Annotated in this window: 18 protein-coding genes, 1 tRNA gene and 1 pseudogene; 6 read left to right on the forward strand and 14 right to left on the reverse strand. The window is 55.5% G+C overall.

Translation table 11 applies throughout. From position 1 onward, the window contains the following. From V6936_RS17145 to rpsL, 4 genes are all read right to left on the reverse strand, one after another. Window positions 1-139 (reverse strand): GTP-binding protein (locus V6936_RS17145; protein ID WP_336580056.1); only part of this gene is annotated, 139 nt, incomplete at its 3' end. A 77-nt stretch (window positions 140-216) separates the two neighbouring features. Beyond that, window positions 217-2,319 (reverse strand): elongation factor G, encoded by a 2,103-nt coding sequence (fusA, locus tag V6936_RS17150; protein WP_336580166.1) that lies wholly within the window; start codon window positions 2,317-2,319, stop codon window positions 217-219. A gap of 17 nt (window positions 2,320-2,336) precedes the next feature. Next, window positions 2,337-2,807 (reverse strand): 30S ribosomal protein S7, encoded by a 471-nt coding sequence (rpsG, locus tag V6936_RS17155; RefSeq protein WP_003800875.1) that lies wholly within the window; start codon window positions 2,805-2,807, stop codon window positions 2,337-2,339. Between the two features lie 139 nt (window positions 2,808-2,946). Further along, entirely contained in the window at window positions 2,947-3,318 is a 372-nt protein-coding gene (gene rpsL, locus V6936_RS17160) for a 30S ribosomal protein S12 (protein ID WP_003800872.1), read from the reverse strand. 420 nt (window positions 3,319-3,738) lie between these two features. Here rpsL and V6936_RS17165 point away from each other — a divergent pair, with 420 nt between their 5' ends. From V6936_RS17165 to azu, 6 genes are all read left to right on the forward strand, one after another. Continuing rightward, window positions 3,739-4,443, forward strand: a complete 705-nt coding sequence (locus tag V6936_RS17165) for a response regulator transcription factor (protein WP_131071099.1) — start codon at window positions 3,739-3,741, stop codon at window positions 4,441-4,443. Window positions 4,444-4,453: 10 nt separating this feature from the next. After that, the gene (locus V6936_RS17170) at window positions 4,454-5,545 is read left to right on the forward strand and encodes a FecR family protein (RefSeq protein WP_219235362.1); all 1,092 of its coding nucleotides are present in this window, start codon (window positions 4,454-4,456) and stop codon (window positions 5,543-5,545) included. Between the two features lie 19 nt (window positions 5,546-5,564). Then, on the forward strand, window positions 5,565-7,532 hold the full coding sequence (locus V6936_RS17175) for a CHASE2 domain-containing protein (protein ID WP_336580168.1): 1,968 nt from the start codon (window positions 5,565-5,567) through the stop codon (window positions 7,530-7,532). Further along, on the forward strand, window positions 7,522-8,316 hold the full coding sequence (locus tag V6936_RS17180; RefSeq protein WP_003800862.1) for a helix-turn-helix transcriptional regulator: 795 nt from the start codon (window positions 7,522-7,524) through the stop codon (window positions 8,314-8,316). Before V6936_RS17175 ends, V6936_RS17180 begins: the two co-directional genes overlap by 11 nt. Before the next feature lie 103 nt (window positions 8,317-8,419). After that, window positions 8,420-9,058 (forward strand): LysE family translocator, encoded by a 639-nt coding sequence (locus V6936_RS17185; RefSeq protein WP_003800860.1) that lies wholly within the window; start codon window positions 8,420-8,422, stop codon window positions 9,056-9,058. A 256-nt stretch (window positions 9,059-9,314) separates the two neighbouring features. Next, the gene (gene azu, locus V6936_RS17190) at window positions 9,315-9,761 is read left to right on the forward strand and encodes an azurin (RefSeq protein ID WP_003800857.1); all 447 of its coding nucleotides are present in this window, start codon (window positions 9,315-9,317) and stop codon (window positions 9,759-9,761) included. A gap of 149 nt (window positions 9,762-9,910) precedes the next feature. On the opposite strand, the gene rpoC is transcribed toward azu, so the two are convergent. From rpoC to tuf, 10 genes and pseudogenes are all read right to left on the reverse strand, one after another. Next, the gene (gene rpoC, locus V6936_RS17195) at window positions 9,911-14,173 is read right to left on the reverse strand and encodes a DNA-directed RNA polymerase subunit beta' (RefSeq protein WP_003800854.1); all 4,263 of its coding nucleotides are present in this window, start codon (window positions 14,171-14,173) and stop codon (window positions 9,911-9,913) included. Continuing rightward, the gene (gene rpoB / locus V6936_RS17200) at window positions 14,173-18,285 is read right to left on the reverse strand and encodes a DNA-directed RNA polymerase subunit beta (protein WP_059318605.1); all 4,113 of its coding nucleotides are present in this window, start codon (window positions 18,283-18,285) and stop codon (window positions 14,173-14,175) included. The genes rpoC and rpoB overlap by 1 nt, the downstream gene beginning before the upstream one ends. A gap of 162 nt (window positions 18,286-18,447) precedes the next feature. Beyond that, window positions 18,448-18,825: a 50S ribosomal protein L7/L12 gene (rplL, locus tag V6936_RS17205; RefSeq protein WP_003800851.1), complete on the reverse strand. Its 378-nt coding sequence runs from the start codon at window positions 18,823-18,825 to the stop codon at window positions 18,448-18,450. A 79-nt stretch (window positions 18,826-18,904) separates the two neighbouring features. Continuing rightward, window positions 18,905-19,429, reverse strand: a complete 525-nt coding sequence (rplJ, locus tag V6936_RS17210; RefSeq protein WP_003800845.1) for a 50S ribosomal protein L10 — start codon at window positions 19,427-19,429, stop codon at window positions 18,905-18,907. A gap of 230 nt (window positions 19,430-19,659) precedes the next feature. Then, the gene (gene rplA, locus V6936_RS17215) at window positions 19,660-20,355 is read right to left on the reverse strand and encodes a 50S ribosomal protein L1 (protein ID WP_003800844.1); all 696 of its coding nucleotides are present in this window, start codon (window positions 20,353-20,355) and stop codon (window positions 19,660-19,662) included. A 3-nt stretch (window positions 20,356-20,358) separates the two neighbouring features. Beyond that, window positions 20,359-20,793 carry a 50S ribosomal protein L11 gene (rplK, locus tag V6936_RS17220; protein WP_003800842.1) on the reverse strand — a complete coding sequence of 145 codons (435 nt, stop codon included), beginning with the start codon at window positions 20,791-20,793 and terminating at the stop codon, window positions 20,359-20,361. 67 nt (window positions 20,794-20,860) lie between these two features. Further along, entirely contained in the window at window positions 20,861-21,394 is a 534-nt protein-coding gene (nusG, locus tag V6936_RS17225) for a transcription termination/antitermination protein NusG (protein ID WP_003800839.1), read from the reverse strand. Between the two features lie 9 nt (window positions 21,395-21,403). Further along, the gene (secE, locus tag V6936_RS17230; protein ID WP_003800836.1) at window positions 21,404-21,784 is read right to left on the reverse strand and encodes a preprotein translocase subunit SecE; all 381 of its coding nucleotides are present in this window, start codon (window positions 21,782-21,784) and stop codon (window positions 21,404-21,406) included. A 45-nt stretch (window positions 21,785-21,829) separates the two neighbouring features. Beyond that, a tRNA-Trp gene (locus V6936_RS17235) sits at window positions 21,830-21,905 on the reverse strand. Between the two features lie 95 nt (window positions 21,906-22,000). Then, a pseudogene (gene tuf / locus V6936_RS17240) lies at window positions 22,001-22,127 on the reverse strand (elongation factor Tu); the annotation flags it as partial.

Genomic DNA, 22,127 nt, shown 5'->3' on the forward strand with positions numbered 1-22,127 from the left:
AATCGCGTGCTTCGCCGCCGTATGCCTTGGACAGAACCGTGCAGATTGCAGCGGTCAGAGTGGTTTTACCGTGGTCAACGTGACCGATAGTACCGACGTTGACGTGCGGTTTAGTCCGTTCAAACTTACCTTTTGCCATGATTTATCCCAATTATGTTTTACAGGAAAACAAAAAAATTGTTGAGCAGCCCGCCATGAGGCGGGCTGATATTGCTATTACTTACCGCGAGCGCTGATCACTTCTTCCGCTACGTTCTTTGGAGCTTCAGCATATTGCTTGAATTCCATCGTGTACGTAGCGCGACCTTGTGTTTGCGAACGCAGGCTGGTCGAGTAACCGAACATCTCGGCCAGAGGAACCTCGGCCTTGATGATCTTGCCACCACCAACGATATCGTCCATGCCCTGAACCATACCGCGACGGGAGGACAAGTCACCCATCACAGTACCGGCGTACTCCTCAGGAGTTTCAACCTCAACAGCCATGGTTGGCTCCAGCAGAACAGGGGCAGCCTTACGCATACCATCCTTGAAGGCCATCGAAGCGGCCATGCGGAAAGCGTTTTCGTTCGAGTCCACATCGTGGTACGAACCGAAGAACAGCGTAGCTTTGACGTCCACCACTGGGTAACCAGCGACCACACCTGCGGACAGGGTTTCGCGAATACCTTTTTCAACAGCAGGAATGTATTCGCGAGGAACCACACCGCCCTTGATGGCGTCAACGAACTCAAAGCCACCGCCTGCTTCCAGGGGCTCCAGCTTGAGGACCACGTGACCGTACTGACCACGACCACCGGACTGTTTGACGAACTTACCTTCGATTTCGTCGCAAGTCTTGCGGATGGTTTCGCGGTAAGCCACTTGGGGTTTGCCCACGTTGGCTTCCACGCCGAATTCACGGCGCATGCGGTCGACCAGAACTTCCAGGTGCAGCTCGCCCATACCGGAAATAATGGTCTGGCCGGACTCTTCGTCGCTGCTGACGCGGAAAGATGGATCTTCCTGAGCCAGACGGGACAAGGCCACGCCCATTTTTTCCTGGTCGGACTTGGTCTTTGGTTCCACAGCCTGCGAAATCACGGGCTCGGGGAACTCCATGCGTTCCAGAATGATGTGCTGGCTGGCGTCACACAGGGTTTCACCCGTGGTCACGTCTTTCAAGCCCACCACGGAGGCGATGTCACCGGCCACCAGCTCTTTCAGTTCGGCACGGTTGTTTGCGTGCATCTGCAAAATACGGCCAATACGCTCTTTCTTGCCCTTGATAGGGTTGTAGACCGTATCGCCCGAACGCAGAATGCCCGAGTAAACGCGCACGAAGGTCAATTGACCAACAAAGGGGTCAGTCATCAGCTTGAACGCCAGAGCGGACATCGGCTCTTCGTCGTTGGCTTTACGATGAATGACATTACCTTCGTCATCCGAACCTTCGACAGGAGGAATATCCACTGGCGATGGCAGGTAGTCGATCACGGCGTCCAGCATACGCTGCACACCTTTGTTCTTGAACGCGGTACCGCACAGCATTGGCTGAATTTCGCAGGCAATGGTACGTGTACGCAGACCCAGGTTGATGTCCTCTTCGGAGAGGTCACCGTTTTCCAGGTACTTGTTCATCAGGTCTTCGCTGGCTTCGGCAGCCGACTCGACCATTTTTTCACGCCATTCTTCAGCCGAAGCTTGCAGCTCAGCAGGAATGTCGGTGTATTCAAATTTCACGCCGTTGCTGGCTTGATCCCAGATGATGGCTTTCATCTTGATCAGGTCAACCACGCCTTGGAAATCTTCTTCAGCACCAATCGGGATAACGACAGGCACAGGATGGGCTTTCAGACGCAGCTTGAGCTGGTCGTAAACCTTGAAGAAGTTTGCGCCCGTGCGGTCCATCTTGTTGATGAAGGCCAGACGAGGCACACCGTACTTGTTGGCTTGACGCCATACGGTTTCCGACTGAGGCTGAACACCACCCACCGCGCAGTAAACCATGCAAGCGCCGTCCAGCACACGCATGGAACGCTCAACTTCAATGGTGAAGTCAACGTGGCCGGGGGTATCAATGATGTTGATACGGTGCTCTGGATAATTGCCCGCCATACCACGCCAGAAAGCAGTGGTAGCAGCCGAGGTAATGGTGATCCCGCGCTCTTGCTCTTGCTCCATCCAGTCCATGGTGGCCGAACCTTCGTGGGTTTCGCCCAGCTTGTGGTTCACACCGGTGTAGAACAGGATGCGCTCGGTAGTGGTCGTTTTCCCGGCGTCGATGTGAGCCGAGATACCGATGTTGCGATAGCGCTGAATAGGGGTTTTGCGGGCCATGATTATATGTCCTCAGATTACCAACGGAAATGGCTGAATGCTTTGTTAGCATCGGCCATCTTGTGCGTGTCTTCACGCTTTTTCATTGCACCGCCACGGCCTTCAGCCGCATCGGACAATTCGCCGGCCAGGCGCAAGTCCATCGATTTTTCACCGCGTTTCTTGGCGGCTTCACGCACCCAGCGCATGGCCAGAGCCAAACGACGCACGGGACGCACTTCGACAGGTACCTGGTAGTTAGCGCCACCAACACGGCGGCTCTTCACTTCAACAACAGGTTTTACATTATTGATGGCAGCATTAAACACTTCGAGCGGATCTTTGCCGGTTTTCTGCGCAATTTGTTCCAGCGCGCCATAAACAATACGTTCGGCAACAGCTTTCTTGCCGGACAGCATGACCACGTTCATGAACTTGGCCAGCTCAACGCTGCCAAATTTTGGGTCAGGTAGGATTTCACGTTTGGGTACTTCGCGACGGCGAGGCATTTTTATTTCCTTGTGACTATTCAGTTGAACCGCGTTATGCGGTCTCGGCCATTCATGACAAATGACCACTTACCTACCATGGCGCTCAGGCCACGGTTGCACGGATCCAGATCAGAGAACTGATCAATGGATACATGGATTACTTGGGACGCTTGGCGCCGTACTTGGAGCGGGCTTGCTTACGGTCCTTGACGCCTTGCAGGTCAAGAGCACCGCGAACAATGTGGTAACGCACACCTGGCAAGTCTTTAACACGACCACCGCGGACGAGAACGACCGAGTGCTCTTGCAGGTTGTGGCCTTCACCACCGATGTAAGAAATGACTTCGAAGCCGTTGGTCAGGCGCACTTTGGCGACTTTACGCAGAGCGGAGTTAGGCTTCTTGGGGGTCGTGGTGTATACACGTGTGCAAACACCGCGGCGCTGTGGGCAGTTCTCGAGCGCGGGGCTCTTGCTGCTAACGCGGCTGACTTCGCGCGGTTTACGCACGAGCTGGCTAATGGTTGGCATGACCTTTACGTATCCTATAACGTACTTTACGTACTGGTTGACGTATATGTTTTGAAAAACGCCGTCCAGTTGGCGGGTATTGAAACCCCGGACCGGAAGCGGCATTGCGCAATACCACTCCCCATAAAACACGAAAAAGAGCGGTCTTGCACATGGCTTGGGCTTGATTTCAGACACCAAAAAAGTGCCCGCAGCCCCTAAATTCAGGGCTGCCATCAAATTACTGCAAGGTGTACCGGCAAAGGATCCTTAAAGTAAGCTCTAAAATTTACCACAGTAAACCCTTATAGGTCAACGATTTGGGCGCCAATCCGGCTCTTTCCCGTTGTCAGGGCACACGCATGGAAGCACTTGGTCACTCGCTATCTACATATCGTTATACTGCAGGGCTATTGCACTTCTGCGACAAGGACAATACCCATGATCATCGCTTCCCTGGAAGACGACCTCGTCCAGGCTGAACTGATTGCCCGGATCTTGACCGAGGCTGGCTATGAGTGTCGCTCCTTTCATCAAGGAAAAGACCTGCTGGCCGCCCTGGCCAAGCCACACGATTTCGGTTTACTGCTGCTGGACTGGGAACTGCCGGATGTCAGCGGCCTAGATGTGTTGCGTTGGGTTCGCACCACACTGGGTCATGCTATGCCCGTTCTGTTTCTGACCAGCCGTACCCAGGAAGAGGATCTGGTCACCGGCTTGCAAGCCGGTGCCGACGACTATATTAATAAGCCCGTGCGCAAGGGAGAGCTGGTGGCGCGCGTCAACGCCGCTGTACGACGTCTGGATTTGAACACCACCGTCACACAGGACAGCCGCTTCTCGTTTGCCGGTTACGATATTTTCCCCGAGCAAGGTCAGATCATGCTGGCCGGTGAGACTGTTACCCTGGCCCCCAAAGAGTTCGAGTTGGCTCTTTTGCTGTTTCGCAATCCTGGCCGTTTGTTCTCGCGTGATGTTTTAAGCTCCGCCGTCTGGAATCGGGAGATTCCGGCCACCTCCCGTACGCTGGACACGCATTTGTCCAATATACGCCGCAAGCTCCAGCTGCGCCCTGAAAACGGGGTACGCCTGACCGCGTCCTACGCTCTGGGCTATCGCCTTGAACTTTTGACCGACCCTAGCTAGTCCACTTTTTATGATTAATCTGCGTATCGCCGCCCCCCTTGTCTGCGGCTTGATCTGGGGCGGTCTTGTGTCCGCCCAGCCTTCGGGCGCTCGTGGCGAAAATTTTGTCTACAAAGTTCTGGCCGGAGACACCCTGCTGGACATTTCCCAGACATACACACGCCAAGGGCGCAACTGGTCCGAGATCCAGCGCTTGAATGCGGTGGCCGATCCGTATCGCCTACCCATTGGCAAGGAGCTGCATATTCCGTTTCGCATGATCCCGGAAGTGGACGCCCCAGCCCGCATCACCCATCAGACCGGCCATATCCTGGTCAATGGTCAGACTCTGGCCGCGGGGACCACGCATTTACAGGAAGGAGATCTGATCCAGACGGGCAGCAATGGCTACCTGACACTGGAACTGCAAGATGGCAGTCAACTCAGTGTGCCTGCTCAGGCTTCACTAAATGTGACGCGTCTGCGGGCCTTTGAGGGGACGGGCCTGACCGATTCGATCATTGCCCTGGACGACGGCGATGTGGAATCGCGGGTTTCACCTGAAAAAAATGGAGTGGGCCGCTTTGAAGTGCGCACCCCAGTCAGCATTACGGGGGTACGTGGGACCGAGATGCGCGTTCGCACCCAGCGTGGCATGGCACACAGCGAAGTGCTGACGGGCCGTGCCGAGCTGGGCACGCAGCAGCGCGACACTCCCACAAGTTTGAAACAGAATCAGGGTGCTGCAGTAGGCACGGACGGCAGTATTCTGGCATTGCAGCCGTTGTTGCCTGCCCCGCAGATTTCCAAGCCTGAGCGTCGCGGTGGTCAATGGAACAGTACGATTCAAGCTGTGCCCGGTGCTCAGGCCTATCTGGTCCAGACCTCCACCGACCCGCAAGGCGCCAAGCTGCTGTGGCGCGACATTACAACAGATACGGAGATACAGTTCGGTGCCTCACGCCCCGGCACCTACTACGTCACCGTACGTGCCATTGACCGCCACGGGCTGATGGGCCCGGACACGATCGAAAGCTTTGAAGGCGCCGCCAGCCTGACCAGCTCGGATGGCCAAGCCGTGGTCAACCGTTTTGGCGACCCCATTCTCTTGACGCAGTTCTAGAACCTGAACGGCAGACGGCATGAGCAGCCCGGCCCCTGAAAACAACAAGCTCCTCTCGGACCGGATTCGGAAAGAGTGGCATCTGGTGTCGGGTTTGCTCATGTTACTGACCCTGCTGTTCAGCGTCGTGCGTGATGATGGTGCGCTGGGCAAACTTAATAACCTGATCTACGACTTCACCATGGCGGCTGCATTCACGCAGCCCGCCCCGTCAGATATTGTTATCGTCGCCATCGACGACTACAGCATTTCCCAACTGGGATTCTGGCCTTGGCGACGTATCCATCATGCGCAACTGCTCGGCCGTCTTGCACAGGCACGCGCGGTTGGCATCGATCTGGTGTTTCAGGAACCCAACCCTGTCTACCCCAGTGATGACCGTGCCTTGGCCCAAGCGATTGAGCAACACGGGCGCGTTGTACTGCCCTTGATTTATGACACCCAGCGCCAGGAAGTCAATACCGCGATTCCTATGCTGAGCCTGGCCGCAAAAGCGGCAGGCTACATCAACATCGAACCCGATTCGGATGGGGTGGTACGACGCGTCGCCCTGCAGCGACTCACCCCTTCTGACCAGATTCTGCCGCACTTCACGATCGCCATGTTGATGACGGGCGACGATGTGGATCTGGCCCTGCACGCCCTGAACGCCAGCCAATCCGACACGCCCCACATTCCTTTCCTGGGCCGCAGCGGGCACTTTCAAACCGTCCCTTACTTTAATGTCCTCAATGGCGATATCCCGCCCTCCTTTTTCAAGGACAAATATGTATTGGTTGGAGCATGGGGGAGTGGGTTGGGCGACACCTTCCCCACTCCCTTATCCAAAGCCGGCCTGAGCAGCATGTCCGGGGTGGAAATTCTAGCCAATACCTTACAGGCCGTCCGCAGCGACAACTGGATACGCACTCCCCCGGCCTGGTTCATCGCCCTGGCCAGTTGCCTGCCCGTTCTGCTGGCTTGTCAGGTGCTGTTTTATCTGTCACCGCGCGCAACCTTGCTGGGCCTGATCGGCTTGGTCATTGCCATTTTGCTGGTGAACTGGGTGGCCATGCACGCCTTTGATCTGTGGATTCCACCCTTGGCCAGTCTGATGACTGTCCTGCTGGCCTATCCCCTTTGGCACTGGCGCAGTCAGGAAGCGGCGCTCAATCAGGTGACCGAGGAACTGAACAAGCTGCAACTGGAGTACCCCGATGTCAGGGCAGCGCTGAACGAGCGCCTGTCCGGTCTAAGTACGCGCAACCTTCCCCATCGACTGACCCAGCTGCACAAGTCCATTAATTTGTTGCGTCAGGCACAAACCAAGCGGGAAGAGACATTGCGCTTCATTTCACATGATATGCGGGCGCCTCAAAACTCTATTCTGGCCTTGACCAGCTTACAGCGTCAGGATGAAAGTAAACTGCCACCCGATCAATTCCTGCACAAGATGGAAGGTTATGCCGAGCAGACCCTGGAACTGGTCGACAACTTCATCAGCCTGGCGCGAGCCGAAGCCATGGAAATGGTGCTGAGCCCCTTGAGCCTGCCTGATTTGCTGGCAGACTGTCTGGATGATGCCTGGGCCAGCGCCAACAAACGCTCCATCAGTCTGAATCTGAATGATTCGGATCTGATATGGATAAAGGGCAATGCTCCCATGCTGCGCCGCGCTTTTACCAATCTGATTCAAAACGCCATCAAATACGGGCCAGACGGCAATCGGATCGACATAGACCTGATTGCCGAACCGCAAACCGTGCAGGTCCGGGTCATGGACCAAGGCTGGGGTGTACCGGCAGATAAACGGGCAAGTATTTTTGAGCCTTATCACCGGGCCCATGAAAATACAGCAGGCGCCCCTTCGGGTAGCGGACTGGGCTTGGCGTTTGTAAAAACCGTAATCAACAAACATGATGGCGATATCGTGCTCGATAGCACGCGTGAACAGGGCTGTACCTTTATCGTCTCCCTGCCCCGCCTGGATAGTAGCGATGAAGACTGAGTTCTGGCGTGACCCGGCCTTGCCTTATGTGGAAAGTCGCCGTGCCTGCGACAGCCGGGTCTGTTACCAGCAACACAGTCACCCCACCTATTCGATTGGCGCAGTCGACGCAGGTGGCAGTATCTTTAGCGGAGCACCTGGCGGCCCCGTGCCGCTTGCTCCGGGTTCAGTCGTCTTGATCCCGGCCCATCGCAGCCACGCCTGCAACCCTCGACCTGACCAGACCTGGAGCTACCAGATGCTGCACCTGGACGCGACATGGCTGGAACAGTTATGGCAAGAAAGCACAGGGTTCAGGCCCAAGACCGCAGAGCCTGTTCGTGTCAGTCACCAGCCCTCGCTTTATGCCGCCTACTGTGAGCTGAACACAGTCTTGTTCTCTGAGGCCTCCGTACTGAACAAAGAGGCGGCACTGATCGACTTTTTGCTCCATCACTGGCCAGATCAGGCTCAACTCCTGGTGCCTTCGCCTCCGCCCAGCCCCCTGTTGCAAAAAACCCTGAAACGCTGGATTGAAGGCCAGCTAGCCACTGTGCCCCTGCACGAGCTGGCTCAGGAAACAGGGCTGAGCCGCTATCAGCTCATTCGAGCCTTTCGTCGCCACACGGGTCTGACGCCGCAGCGCTGGCAACTGAATCAACGTGTCAATCTGGCTCGCCATGCCTTACGGGAAGGGGACGGGCTGGCAGACATTGCCTATCGTCTGGGTTTTGCCGATCAAAGCCATTTTCAGCGCGTTTTCAAACTCTATACCGGCGTCACCCCCGGGCAATATCGCGGCTAATTCCGCTCTCCCCGCCACCGCAACGAGGAGACAGACGCACTTTTATTCAATACGGCGCCTTTCCTGTCCGGGCACACTGCATTTTTTGTCTGGATATACCGCCGTGTCCCTGTTCTTGCTGATCGCCAGCACCCATTTTCTGGCACTTCTTTCGCCAGGCCCAGATTTTTTCCTGATTACCCACAGTACCTTGACCCATGGACGACGAGTCGCAAGCGGTGTCTGCGCCGGCGTCGCCCTGGCTAATGGGATTTATATCGCTCTGGCCCTGACCGGCTTTGCCCGACTCAGCCTCAACAGTCCGCTCTTTTTGCTGATGCAAACCACCGGTGGACTGTATCTGCTGTATTTAGGCGTGAAATTTCTGCAGGCAGCCCGTCGCCCCTCGTCGCGGCATCGGCTCCCCGCCACGGCTTCTTGCCCAGGCGGGTGGTGGCGCCATGCTCTGCTAGGTCTGCTATCAGGGCTACTGAACCCAAAGAACGCCCTGTTCTATGCCAGCCTGGCCTCCGTGCTGGCCAGTCGCCATACCGACACCCATGTGCAGATGCTACTGGGTTTGTGGATGTTTCTGACCGTGCTGATCTGGGACTTGTTCCTGACCCTACTAATCGGACATCCCCATTGGCAACACCACATTGAAAAATATCTTCCCTATGTGCAACGGCTCTGCGGCCTGCTGCTGTGCCTGATTGCAGCAGCCGCATTGCTAAATGTCATTACGCACTTGGGTGGAGCCTGAGCTTGCAAAAAGCACAAGCCAGTCCACGCCAGCCGTCAAGCACCCAGGAGGCGATAGAGCAAAGCTGTTAGAGCCACATCAAACGATGAGAAAACAAATCATTTGCGAGCTCTGACGGGGCAACATAAGCCGGTAAAATAGTCCGGGTCTACGTTTTGTTAAGCACCTTGAGTGCGCGACAGTCTATGCTGTAAGACCGGAACAACACTTGGGTGTCCCGTTCCATTTTTAAGTCTGTTTTCGAGGAGTTACTAGAATGTTTGCCAAAATCGCTTTTACAGCCGTTCTTGGATTGGCTAGCGTGCCTGCTTTTGCTGCGTGCGACGTCAGCATTGAAGGCAATGACTCCATGCAGTTCAACACCAAGAGCATCGTTGTTGACAAGACATGCAAGGAATTCACGATCAACCTGAAACACACCGGCAAGCTGCCCAAAGCAGCCATGGGCCACAACGTGGTTGTCTCGAAAAAATCCGACGAAAGCGCAGTTGCCACTGACGGGATGAAAGCCGGCCTGGACAACAACTACGTCAAAGCGGGTGACGAGCGCGTTATCGCTCACACCGACGTGATCGGTGGTGGCGAAAGCACCTCCGTCACTTTTGACGTCTCCAAGCTGAAAGAAGGCGAAGACTACGCGTTCTTCTGCTCTTTCCCCGGCCACTGGAGCATCATGACTGGCGAAATCAAGCTGGGCAGCTAATACGTTGCTTGCAGCCGCTAGACGGCCATAAAAAACCCCCACGTGGCAAAGCCATGTGGGGTTTTTTACTGGGCGATCCAGTTATATGCCGACTATCCTGCTGGTTCCCCACCCCCTGTGTAAGCCGGGTGGGAATCCTGCATGGTCGTTTATTCCTGTTCGCCTTCAGGGGCTTGAGGCTGCTGCTCAGGCTCGGTCGCACCCGACACAAAGACGGGATCGTCCGAAGGCTCAGGAGCCGACGCGAATGGGTTCTCCAGTTCACGGGCTGCTTTGCGCTCTGCCATTTCAAAGGCTTCTTTTTCCTTGCGAGCGGAATGGAAAGCCATACCGGTACCAGCAGGAATCAGACGGCCCACGATCACGTTTTCTTTCAGACCACGCAGATCGTCGGTTTTGCCCATAATGGCCGCTTCGGTCAACACGCGAGTGGTTTCCTGGAAGGAAGCCGCCGAGATGAAGGAGTCGGTCGACAGCGAAGCCTTGGTAATACCCAGCAGTACGTTTTCGTACGTAGCAGGGATACCGTTTTCAGCCAGGACGCGATCGTTCTCGTTCAGCAGTTCGGAGCGTTCAACCTGTTCACCCGTGATGAAGTTGGTATCACCGGCATCCACAATGTTCACGCGGCGCAGCATCTGACGAACAATCACTTCAATGTGCTTGTCGTTGATCTTCACACCTTGCAGACGGTAGACGTCCTGCACTTCGTTAACAATGTAGTTAGCCAGCTTCTCGATACCCTTCAAGCGCAGGATGTCGTGCGGATCGGCTGGGCCGTCCACAATCATCTCGCCCTTGTTCACCACTTGACCGTCGTGAGCCAGGACCTGTTTTTCCTTCGGAATCAGGAACTCGTGGCTGACGCCGTCCAGGTCGGTAATAACCAGACGCTGTTTGCCCTTGGTGTCTTTACCGAAGGAAACCGTACCCGTAACTTCGGCCAGCAGACCGGCGTCCTTGGGCGAACGAGCTTCGAACAGTTCAGCCACACGTGGCAGACCACCGGTAATATCCCGAGTCTTTTGCGATTCCTGAGGAATACGCGCCAGAATCTCACCCACGGACACTTGCTGACCGTCGCGAACGGTAATCAGCGCGCCCACCGGGAAGGAGATATTGACCATGTGATCGGTACCCGCGATCTTGATCTCCTGACCTTGCTCGTTCAGCAGCTTGATCTGTGGACGCATGGTGATCTTGCCACCACGTGTCTTGGGAGTGATCACAACCAGAGTCGACAGACCGGTTACTTCGTCCACCTGACGAGCCACGGTCACGCCTTCTTCGATGTTCTCGAAGCGAACGGTACCGGTGTACTCGGACACGATAGGACGAGTCAGCGGGTCCCAGCTAGCCAGGCGCTGACCAGCCTTGATCGCTTCGCCATCGCCCACCGTAATGGTGGCACCGTAAGGCACTTTGTGGCGTTCGCGCTCGCGGCGGTTGTCGTCAAAAATGACGATTTCACCGGAACGGGAGATCGCAACACGTTCGCCCTTGGCGTTGGTCACGTAGCGCAGACCGATTTCAAAGCCGACCGTACCAGCCGTCTTGGTTTCCACCGAGCTTGCCAGCGCTGCACGCGAAGCCGCACCACCAATGTGGAACGTACGCATGGTCAGCTGGGTACCCGGTTCACCGATGGACTGAGCAGCAATAACACCGATAGCTTCACCACGGTTAACCAGCATACCGCGGCCCAGATCACGACCGTAGCAGCTTGCGCACAAACCGTGACGGGTTTCGCAAGTCAGCGGAGTACGGATCTTGACTTCATCAATACCCAGATTGTCGATCAGGTCGACCAGGTCCTCGTTCAGCAAGGTGCCGGCGGGGATGACCAGTTCCTGATTGTCAGGATTGACGATATCGGTCGAAGCGACACGGCCCAGAATCAGATCGCGCAGGGGCTCGATAACCTCACCACCATCCAGGATGGCTTTCATGGTGTAGCCGCCCTTGGTGCCGCAATCGTCTTCGGTAATGACCAGATCTTGCGTCACGTCGACCAGACGACGCGTCAGGTAACCGGAGTTAGCCGTCTTCAAGGCCGTGTCGGCCAGACCCTTACGCGCACCGTGAGTCGAAATAAAGTACTGCAGTACGTTCAGACCTTCACGGAAGTTCGCGGTAATAGGCGTTTCAATAATGGAGCCATCAGGCTTGGCCATCAGACCACGCATACCGGCCAGCTGACGAATCTGTGCAGCCGAACCACGAGCACCGGAGTCCGCCATCATGTAGATGGAGTTGAAGGACTCTTGACGTACTTCTTCACCAAAACGGTTGATCACTGGCTCGGAAGCCAGCTGCTCCATCATGGCCTTGCCCACGCGGTCACCGGCTTTACCCCAGATGTCCACCACGTTGTTGTAGCGTTCCTGAGCGGTCACCAGACCCGAGGAGTACTGCTTGTCAATTTCTTTGACCTCGTTGCTCGCCTGGGCCAGGATGCTTTCCTTGACAGCAGGCACCACCATGTCGTTCATGGCGATGGAAATGCCGCCACGGGTTGCCAGACGGAAACCGGACTGCATCAACTTGTCGGCAAAAATCACAGTGGCACGCAGGCCGCAGCGACGGAAAGACTGGTTGATCAGGCGCGAAATTTCTTTCTTTTTCAACGCACGGTTCAAGGCGCTGAAAGGCATGCCCTTGGGCAGAATTTCGGACAGCAAGGCACGGCCAGCCGTCGTCTCGTAACGCTTGATGGTCTTGACCCACTCACCGTCTTCGCCCTTCTCGAATTCTTCGATACGGACGGTCAGACGAGTTTGCAGCTCGACTTCCTTGTTGTCATAGGCGCGCTGAACTTCAGCCACGTCGGCCATGAACAAGCCTTCGCCCTTGCCGTTCACCAGTTCGCGGGTCGCATAGTACAGACCCAACACGATATCCTGGGAAGGAACAATAGAAGGTTCGCCGTTGGCGGGGAACAGCACGTTGTTGGAGGCCAGCATCAGGGTGCGCGCTTCCAGCTGGGCTTCCAGCGACAGCGGCACGTGAACGGCCATCTGGTCACCGTCAAAGTCAGCGTTAAAGGCGGCACACACCAGGGGGTGCAGCTGAATCGCTTTACCTTCAATCAGGACCGGTTCAAAAGCCTGAATACCCAAACGGTGCAGCGTAGGCGCACGGTTCAGCATCACGGGATGCTCGCGGATCACCTCTTCGAGGATGTCCCACACGACCGGTTCCTGGCTTTCCACCAGCTTCTTGGCTGCCTTGATGGTCGTAGCCAGACCCATCAATTCCAGACGATTGAAAATGAAAGGCTTGAACAGTTCCAGCGCCATCAGCTTGGGCAGACCGCACTGGTGCAGCTTCAACTGAGGACCCACCACAATCACGGAACGACCGGAGTAGTCCACGCGCTTGCCCAGCAGGTTCTGACGGAAACGACCGCTCTTGCCCTTGATCATGTCGGCCAGGGACTTGAGTTGACGCTTGTTGGCGCCGGTCATGGCTTTGCCGCGACGACCGTTATCCAGCAAGGAGTCCACGGACTCTTGCAGCATACGTTTTTCGTTGCGCAAGATGATGTCCGGAGCCTTCAGTTCCAGCAGACGCTTCAAACGGTTATTACGGTTGATGACGCGGCGGTACAGATCGTTCAGGTCGGAAGTCGCAAAACGGCCGCCGTCCAGTGGTACCAGCGGACGCAGGTCCGGTGGCAGCACGGGCAGCACTTCCATGATCATCCAGTCTGGCTTGATGCCGGATTTCTGGAAGCCTTCCAGCACTTTCAGACGCTTGGAGATCTTCTTGATCTTGGCATCCGAGCCAGTGGCTTTCAGTTCGGCACGCAGGCGCTCGACTTCGCGATCGATGTCGATAGTACGCAGCAGTTCGCGCACGGCTTCCGCACCCATCAGGGCGTGGAAGTCGTCACCGTATTCTTCGGTCTTGGCCAGGAAATCGTCGTCGGACATGATCTGACCGCGCTTGAGCGGGGTCATACCAGGTTCGATCACGCACCAGGCTTCAAAGTACAGCACGCGCTCGATGTCACGCAGGGTCATGTCCAGCACCATGCCCAGACGGGATGGCAGGCTCTTCAGGAACCAGATGTGAGCAACCGGGCAGGCCAGTTCAATGTGACCCATACGCTCGCGACGTACTTTGGAGACGGTGACTTCAACGCCACACTTCTCGCAAATGACGCCACGATGCTTCAGACGCTTGTACTTGCCGCACAAACATTCGTAGTCCTTGATGGGACCAAAAATCTTGGCGCAAAACAGACCATCACGCTCAGGTTTGAAAGTGCGATAGTTGATGGTCTCTGGCTTGCGGACTTCGCCGAAAGACCAGGACCGGATTTTCTCGGGCGAGGCGATGCCGATCTTGATGGCATCGAACTGCTCGTCCTGAGTGACTTGTTTAAAGAGATCGAGTAGCGCTTTCATTATTTACGCTCCAAATCCATGTCCAGGGACAAGGAACGGATTTCCTTGACCAGAACGTTAAAGGACTCCGGCATACCGGCGTCGATCACGTGGTCACCCTTGACAATATTCTCGTAGACCTTGGTACGGCCGGCGATGTCGTCGGATTTAACCGTGAGCATTTCCTGCAGGGTGTAGGCGGCGCCATAAGCTTCCAGCGCCCAGACTTCCATCTCCCCGAAGCGCTGACCACCGAACTGCGCCTTACCACCCAGCGGCTGCTGAGTAACCAGCGAGTATGGGCCGGTGGAACGGGCGTGCATCTTGTCATCGACCAGGTGATGCAGCTTCAGGTAGTGCATGTAGCCTACGGTGACCATGCGTTCAAAGGCTTCGCCGGTACGACCGTCAAACAGGCGGACCTGGGTGCGGTGGGGTGCCAGCTGCAGCTTCTCGGCGATATCGTCAGGATAGGCCAGACGCAACATCTGGTCGATTTCCTGTTCGGTGGCACCGTCGAACACGGGGGTGGCCAGAGGCAGACCTTTTTGCAAGTTGGTGGCCAGGTTCATCACTTCCTCGTCAGTCAACTCGTTAATACGAGTTTTCTTGCCGGTCGTGTTGTAGACCTTGTCCAGGAACGCACGCAGTTCGGAAACCTGCACGTTCTTTTCCTCTTGCATCATGTCGTTGATGCGGTGGCCAATACCCTTGGCAGCCCAACCCAGGTGCACTTCCAGAACCTGACCCACGTTCATACGCGAAGGCACGCCCAGCGGGTTCAGCACGATGTCCACGGGGGTACCGTCAGCCATGTGCGGCATATCTTCCACGGGAACGATGCGGGAAACCACACCCTTGTTACCGTGACGACCGGCCATCTTGTCACCAGGCTGCAGACGACGCTTAACAGCCAGGTATACCTTGACCATCTTCAGCACGCCAGGAGGCAGTTCGTCGCCTTGGGTCAGCTTCTTGCGCTTTTCTTCAAAAGCCAAGTCGAACTGGTGACGCTTCTGCTCCAAGGATTCCTTGGTGTGCTCCAGCACCAGTGCATGCTGCTCGTCAGCCAGACGGATGTCGAACCACTGCCAGCGATCCAGATCGTTCAGGTATTCAGCGGTCAGCTCAGTGCCCTTGGGCAGCTTGCGGGGACCACCGTTGACGGTTTTACCGACCAGGAACTTCAAGGCACGGTCAAAGGCGTCGTCTTCAACGATTTGCAGCTGGTCGTTCAGGTCCTGACGGTAGCGACGCAGTTCATCATCAATGATGGACTGGGCGCGCTTGTCACGCTCGATACCTTCACGGGTAAAGACTTGGACGTCGATCACCGTACCGACCATACCCGAAGGCACGCGCAGGGAGGTGTCTTTAACGTCGGAGGCTTTTTCACCAAAAATGGCGCGCAGCAGCTTTTCTTCTGGGGTCAGCTGAGTTTCACCCTTGGGTGTCACTTTACCGACCAGCACGTCGTCGGCACGCACTTCGGCGCCGATGTACACAATGCCGGAATCGTCCAGACGGTTCAGCTGAATTTCGGACAGGTTGCTGATATCGCGAGTGATATCCTCAGGTCCCAGCTTCGTGTCACGGGCAACCACCGTCAGTTCTTCAATGTGAACCGACGTGTAGCGATCGTCAGCCACGACCTTCTCGGAGATCAGAATCGAGTCCTCGAAGTTGTAGCCGTTCCAGGGCATAAAGGCGATCAGCATGTTCTGACCCAGCGCCAATTCGCCCAGGTCAGTCGATGCGCCGTCAGCCAGCACGTCACCACGCGCCACGATATCGCCACGTTTGACGATAGGACGCTGGTTGATGTTGGTGTTCTGGTTGGAACGGGTGTATTTGGTCATGTTGTAGATATCTACACCGACCTCACCTGCCACGTTCTCGTCATCGTGCACGCGAATAACCACGCGTTGTGCATCAACGTCCACCACCACACCGCCACGACGGGCTTGTACGGTTGTACCCGAGTCAACCGCTACCGTACGTTCGATACCGGTACCGACCAGAGGCTTCTCAGGGCGCAGGCAAGGAACTGCCTGACGCTGCATGTTGGCGCCCATCAGTGCTCGGTTGGCGTCATCGTGCTCCAGGAACGGAATCAGCGACGCAGCCACAGACACGATCTGCGACGGAGCCACGTCCATGTAATGGATGTTCTCTGGCGCCGTCATCATGGTTTCACCCGCCTCACGGCAGGCAACCAGATCATCTGCAAAAGCACCGTCTTCGGTCAACTCGGCGTTAGCCTGAGCGATGACGTAATTGCTTTCTTCAATGGCCGACAGGTAATCGATCTGCTCGCTGACCTTACCGTCAACAATCTTGCGGTACGGTGTTTCCAGAAAGCCGTACTCGTTCAAACGAGCGTACAGCGCCATGGAGTTGATCAGACCAATGTTTGGACCTTCAGGCGTTTCAATCGGGCACACGCGACCGTAGTGGGTGGGGTGCACGTCGCGCACCTCAAAGCCCGCACGTTCACGCGTCAGACCACCAGGGCCCAGAGCCGAAACACGACGCTTGTGCGTGATTTCGGACAGCGGGTTGGTTTGGTCCATAAATTGCGACAGCTGGCTGGAACCGAAGAACTCCTTGACGGCCGCAGAGATAGGCTTGGAGTTGATCAGATCGTGCGGCATCAGGTTTTCGGTCTCGGCCTGGCCCAGACGTTCCTTAACAGCACGCTCCACACGCACCAGACCGGCGCGGAACTGGTTCTCGGCCAATTCGCCCACGCAACGAACACGACGGTTACCCAGGTGATCGATATCGTCGATCTGACCGCGGCCGTTACGCAGATTCACCAGCACCTGAATGGTGTCCAGAATATCTTCGTCGGTCAGGGTCATGGGCCCTTCAATGCTGTCACCACGACCCAGACGGCTGTTGACCTTCATGCGACCCACACGCGACAAGTCGTAGGACTCTTCGCTGTAGAACAGACGGTTGAACAGGGCCTCAACCGCTTCTTCGGTTGGTGGCTCGCCGGGACGCATCATACGATAGATCGCGATACGGGCTGCATTGGAATCCGCCGTCTCGTCAGTGCGCAGGGTCAGGGAGATAAAGCCGCCCTGATCCAGTTCATTGATGTACAGGGTCTCGAAGTCACGCACATTGGATGCGCGCATTTCGGCCAGAATGGATTCGGTGATTTCGTCGTTGGCGTTGGCAATCACCTCGCCGGTTTCGGCGTTGATGATGTTCTTGGCCAGCACACGACCCAGAAGGAAATCTTCCGGGATGGAAATGTATTCGATCTTGGCTGCTTGCAGGTCGCGCAAATGCTTGGCATTGATGCGCTTGTCCTTTTCAACCAGTACGCGACCATCACGATCGGTAATGTCGAAACGGGCAACCTCGCCCTTCCAGTGTTCTGGAACGAATTGCAGCTTGCCGCCTTCCTGATGCAGTTCGATGTGATCGAACTCGAAGAAGTGCGCCAGGATCTGTTCTGGCGTCAGGCCAATGGCCTTTAGCAAGATGGTCACAGGCATTTTGCGACGACGGTCGATACGGAAGAACAGAATGTCCTTAGGATCGAACTCGAAGTCCAGCCAGGAACCACGGTAAGGAATCACGCGAGCCGAGAACAGCAACTTGCCCGAGCTGTGCGTTTTACCGCGGTCGTGTTCAAAGAACACACCGGGAGAACGGTGCAGCTGGGAAACGATGACTCGTTCGGTACCGTTGATCACAAAAGAGCCGTTATCGGTCATCAGGGGCATTTCGCCCATGTAGACCTCTTGCTCTTTTACTTCCTTGACGGTAGGCTTGCTCACCTCGCGGTCCATCAGGACCAGACGAACCTTCGCCCGCAAGGGGGAGGCATAGGTCAAACCACGAAGTTGACACTCTTTGACGTCGAACACCGGTTCGCCGAGCGTATAGCTCACGAACTCTAGCCGCGCCATTTGGTTATGGCTTACTATTGGAAATATGGAACTGAAAGCTTCCTGCAGGCCTTCAACCTTACGCTGCGAAGGCGGCGTGTCCTTCTGCAAGAAGGTTCTGAAAGAATGCAGCTGGGTAGCCAACAGGTAAGGAACCTGCTGTACGTCTTCACGTTTGGCGAAGCTCTTGCGTATGCGCTTTTTTTCGGTGTACGAATAAGGCATGAGCACTCCGACTCAAGGGTTACACGGACCGTCAACCACGGCCCTGGTTTACGACTCTAAAAAACCCGACTTTCTACAATACTAATTAAAAATCGTGGGTTTTCTGGAAACGCAAAAGCCCGGGAAGGCTTGAAACGCATTCCCGGGCATCTATCGATACTCTTACTTGAGCTCGATCTTGGCGCCAGCTTCTTCCAGCTTCTTCTGAGCGTCTTCAGCATCAGCTTTGGACAGGCCTTCTTTAACAGCCTTAGGAGCACCGTCAACCAGATCTTTGGCTTCTTTCAGGCCCAGACCGGTGATTTCGCGCACGACTTTAATGACGCTAACTTTGTTTGCGCCAACGTCAGCCAGGAACACGGTGAATTCGGTTTGCTCTTCAGCGGCAGCAGCAGCGCCACCAGCAGCAGGAGCTGCAACAGCAACAGCGGCGGCAGCAGCCGACACACCGAATTTTTCTTCCATTTCTTTGATCAGCTCGGACAGTTCGAGCACGGACATTGCGCCGATGGCGTCAAGGATTTCAGCTTTAGTAGCCATTTTTAAGAACTCCAGATATTAGGTAAATGCCAGGTTTGGTTGTCGTTCGCAACGACGAAGTTTCCTGAAAGAAAACAGCTTACGCAGCTTCTTTCTGATCGCGCACAGCCGCCAGGCCGCGAACAAACTTGGTGGGAACTTCGTTAAGCGTACGCACAAAAGTAGCGATAGGTGCTTGCATGGTGCCCAGCAGTTTCGCCAGCAATTCGTCACGCGAGGGCATTGTGGCCAGAGCCTTAACACCATCAGCACTCAGAACGCTATTGGGCAGCGCACCGCCCATGATGACCAATTTGTCATTGGTCTTGGCAAAATCTGCAACGACTTTCGCCGCAGCCACAGGATCTTCACTGATGGCGTACATCAGAGGACCCACGAGCTGGCTGGAGATACCGTCAAACGAGGTACCTGTCAGCGAACGACGAACCAGCGTGTTTTTCAACACACGCAGGTACACGCCAGACTCACGCGCTTTTTTGCGCAATACGGTAGCAGAAGCGACGTCCAGACCACGGTACTCGGCGATAATGATCGATTGGGCCTTTGCCAGTTCGGCAGTGACTTCTTCGATGACTACCGCTTTCTCTTCACGATTGAGACTCACGGTTGAACACTCCTTCAAACGATGTCGGGAAGGCTTCCCAACATCAACCGAATGCGGCGCACCTGGACGAGTTCTATAACGAATTCTTCCACGGGCGCCGTCTACGCTGGATAGGACATTTGCCCTGATTAAGTAGCCAGCTATGTCAGCCTGACTGCTCCAACGGTCTTTGACAGCAATGACCCTGTAAACAGGGTCACAGCCCAAAGTTCTTTTTTTCTAACTGTGGATTAAGCAGTCAGAGATGCAATTTCAACACGTGCACCGCCACCCATGGTGGAGGACACGGCAACCTTGCGCAGGTAAACACCCTTGGCAGCGGCTGGACGAGCCTTGTTCAAGGCATCAACCAGAGCAACCAGGTTGGTCTGCAGCTGTTCAACATTGAACGAGGCACGACCGATGGTGCTGTGAATGATACCGGCCTTGTCAGTACGGTACTGAACCTGACCAGCCTTGGCATTCTTGACAGCGGTAGCAACGTCAGGCGTTACCGTACCCACTTTGGGGTTTGGCATCAGGCCGCGAGGACCCAGAACTTGACCCAGGGTACCCACAACACGCATCGTGTCGGGCGAGGCGATCACAACATCAAAGTCCATTTGACCGGCTTTGATCTGTTCGGCCAGGTCGTCCAGACCGACGATGTCGGCGCCAGCTTCACGAGCGGCGTCAGCTTTTTCACCTTGGGCGAAAACGGCAACACGAACGGTCTTGCCGGTACCAGCAGGCAGAACCACCGAGCCACGAACCAGTTGGTCGGACTTACGGGGATCGATGCCCAGCTGAACAGCGATATCGATGGACTCGTCAAACTTGGCAGTAGCCGTTTCTTTTACCAGGGCCAGAGCTTCGGCCACAGGGTAGAACTTGTTGCGGTCGATCTTGGCAGCAATAGCGGCTGCGCGTTTGCTTACTTTAGCCATGATTTACACCACCCCTTCAACGTTGATGCCCATGCTGCGAGCGCTGCCAGCGATGGTACGCACAGCGGCGTCCAGATCGGCGGCGGTCAGGTCGGGTTGTTTGGTCTTGGCGATTTCTTCAGCCTGAGCGCGAGTCAGCGTACCGACTTTGTCCGCGTTAGGACGTGCAGAACCGGATTTGATGCCAGCAGCCTTTTTGATCAGGATGGTTGCTGGAGGAGTCTTCATGATGAACGTGAAGCTCTTGTCAGCAAAAGCGGTGATCACCACAGGAATAGGCAGACCGGGTTCCAGACCCTGTGTCTGGGCGTTGAACGCCTTGCAGAATTCCATGATGTTCAGACCGCGCTGACCCAGCGCTGGACCGATTGGAGGGGATGGGTTTGCCTTACCAGCTGGGACTTGCAGCTTGATAAAGCCGACGATTTTCTTCGCCATGCTTAGCTCCTTGCGGGTGATGACGCCTGACGCAGGCTGCGACAGGCTTCCCGGGGGTTGTAGTTAATCAGGTCTTTTCGACTTGATCGAAATCGAGTTCGACAGGGGTAGCGCGGCCGAAAATGGTAACGGTGACACGAACCTTGTTTTTCTCGTAGTTAACTTCTTCGACGTTACCGTTGAAATCTGCAAACGGACCGTCCTTGACGCGTACCAGTTCGCCAACCTCAAACAGCACTTTGTGCCGTGGCTTCTCAACGCCCTCTTCCATTTGCGACAGGATTTTTTCCACTTCGCGCTCGGAGATAGGAGCGGGACGGTTACCGGAACCGCCCAAAAAGCCGGTGACTCGCGGCGTACTTTTTACCAAGTGCCAGGTTTCGTCGGTCAAGGCCATCTCGACCAGGACGTAACCAGGGTAAATACGTCGCTCTGTAATTGATTTCTTGCCGTTCTTTACTTCAACGACTTCTTCCGATGGAACCAGAATGCGACCAAACGCTTCTTGGAGTTCAGCGCGTTCAATGCGCTCCACCAGAGCTTTGTGCACGCTTTTTTCCATGCCGGAATAAACGTGAACCACATACCAGCGTTTGCTCATGTGTGCCCTTTATTTCCAGCCCAGCAACAGGCCATAAATGATCCAGCCGAGCCCTTTGTCAATCAGCCACAACAAAATGGCCATAACGGAAACAAACACAAAGACGATGCCCGTCATTTGCGTTGCTTCTTTACGAGATGGCCAGTGGACGCGTCGCACTTCCGTGTAGGCATCACGAGAAAAAGCGACCAGACGACGGCCTGTATCGCTAAACCAGATGATCAATGCGGCAACGATTAAGCTGGCTACAAATACCCCAGCGCGAACCAGTGAATTTTGGCCATCCAGAACGGAATAGCCAACAATACCGGCGGCGACGACTAGGACCGCTAGGCCCAGCTTGATGCGCTCGGAACCTCGGTTAACGGTTTCTACGTTGGTATTCGACATATTCCGACGAGTGACGCCACGCGAGATGGTGGCGAGTGACTGTGGTGGCAGGGGCAGAAGGAATCGAACCCTCAACCTTCGGTTTTGGAGACCGACGCTCTGCCAATTGAGCTATACCCCTATACCGTGACAAATCATAGCGCGTTAAATTGCTATGTTTGGCTTTTAGGCAAAAGAGGATATTAACCTCTTTTGCCCAAAATTACTACTCTTTTTTTACTTGATGATTTTTGCCACCACGCCAGCGCCAACGGTACGGCCGCCTTCGCGAATAGCGAAGCGCAGACCTTCTTCCATGGCGATAGGAGCGATCAGGGACACTTTCATCGAAATGTTGTCGCCT

This window comes from Alcaligenes sp. CHO6 (assembly GCF_037120595.1).
Lineage (GTDB): Bacteria > Pseudomonadota > Gammaproteobacteria > Burkholderiales > Burkholderiaceae_B > Alcaligenes > Alcaligenes ammonioxydans.

Excerpts from the sequence above, each read along its gene's own strand:
- fusA (WP_336580166.1), bottom strand. The coding sequence starts at position 2,319 with ATGGCCCGCAAAACCCCTATTCAGCGCTATCGCAACATCGGTATCTCG.
- rpsG (WP_003800875.1), bottom strand. The coding sequence starts at position 2,807 with ATGCCTCGCCGTCGCGAAGTACCCAAACGTGAAATCCTACCTGACCCA.
- rpsL (WP_003800872.1), bottom strand. The coding sequence starts at position 3,318 with ATGCCAACCATTAGCCAGCTCGTGCGTAAACCGCGCGAAGTCAGCCGC.
- V6936_RS17165 (WP_131071099.1), top strand. The coding sequence starts at position 3,739 with ATGATCATCGCTTCCCTGGAAGACGACCTCGTCCAGGCTGAACTGATT.
- V6936_RS17170 (WP_219235362.1), top strand. The coding sequence starts at position 4,454 with ATGATTAATCTGCGTATCGCCGCCCCCCTTGTCTGCGGCTTGATCTGG.
- V6936_RS17175 (WP_336580168.1), top strand. The coding sequence starts at position 5,565 with ATGAGCAGCCCGGCCCCTGAAAACAACAAGCTCCTCTCGGACCGGATT.
- V6936_RS17180 (WP_003800862.1), top strand. The coding sequence starts at position 7,522 with ATGAAGACTGAGTTCTGGCGTGACCCGGCCTTGCCTTATGTGGAAAGT.
- azu (WP_003800857.1), top strand. The coding sequence starts at position 9,315 with ATGTTTGCCAAAATCGCTTTTACAGCCGTTCTTGGATTGGCTAGCGTG.
- rpoC (WP_003800854.1), bottom strand. The coding sequence starts at position 14,173 with ATGAAAGCGCTACTCGATCTCTTTAAACAAGTCACTCAGGACGAGCAG.
- rpoB (WP_059318605.1), bottom strand. The coding sequence starts at position 18,285 with ATGCCTTATTCGTACACCGAAAAAAAGCGCATACGCAAGAGCTTCGCC.
- rplL (WP_003800851.1), bottom strand. The coding sequence starts at position 18,825 with ATGGCTACTAAAGCTGAAATCCTTGACGCCATCGGCGCAATGTCCGTG.
- rplA (WP_003800844.1), bottom strand. The coding sequence starts at position 20,355 with ATGGCTAAAGTAAGCAAACGCGCAGCCGCTATTGCTGCCAAGATCGAC.
- rplK (WP_003800842.1), bottom strand. The coding sequence starts at position 20,793 with ATGGCGAAGAAAATCGTCGGCTTTATCAAGCTGCAAGTCCCAGCTGGT.
- nusG (WP_003800839.1), bottom strand. The coding sequence starts at position 21,394 with ATGAGCAAACGCTGGTATGTGGTTCACGTTTATTCCGGCATGGAAAAA.
- secE (WP_003800836.1), bottom strand. The coding sequence starts at position 21,784 with ATGTCGAATACCAACGTAGAAACCGTTAACCGAGGTTCCGAGCGCATC.